Origin of the sequence: Halalkalibacter lacteus (assembly GCF_036663595.1) — a bacterium.
Taxonomy (GTDB): Bacteria; Bacillota; Bacilli; order Bacillales; family Bacillaceae_D; genus Halalkalibacter; species Halalkalibacter lacteus.
Genome location: NZ_JAWRVL010000093.1, coordinates 1 through 579, shown reverse-complemented (window position 1 = coordinate 579; position 579 = coordinate 1). Strand labels below are relative to the sequence as shown.

General features: G+C 53.0%; 1 rRNA gene. It reads left to right on the top strand.

The features are described from left to right. Window positions 1-579, top strand: a 23S ribosomal RNA gene (locus tag SAZ04_RS21630); the annotation flags it as partial.

Genomic DNA, 579 nt, shown 5'->3' with positions numbered 1-579 from the left:
AAGGGCGCACGGTGAATGCCTTGGCACTAGGAGCCTAAGAAGGACGCGACGAACGGCGAAACGCCTCGGGGAGCTGTAAGTGAGCTTTGATCCGAGGATATCCGAATGGGGGAACCCACCATCCGTAATGGGATGGTACCCGTATCTGAATACATAGGATACGAGGAGGCAGACCTGGGGAACTGAAACATCTAAGTACCCAGAGGAAGAGAAAGAAAATTCGATTTCCCAAGTAGCGGCGAGCGAAACGGAAACAGCCCAAACCAAGAGGCTTGCCTCTTGGGGTTGTAGGACGTCTCATACGGAGTAAGAAAAGACTGGCATAGGTGAAGCGATCTGGAAAGATCCGCGGTACAAGGTAACAGCCCTGTAACTTAAATGCCAGTCTCTCCGAGACGGATCCTGAGTACGGCGGGACACGTGAAACCCCGTCGGAATCCGGGAGGACCATCTCCCAAGGCTAAATACTCCCTAGTGACCGATAGTGAACCAGTACCGTGAGGGAAAGGTGAAAAGCACCCCGGAAGGGGAGTGAAATAGATCCTGAAACCGTGTGCCTACAACTAGTTGGAGCCCGTT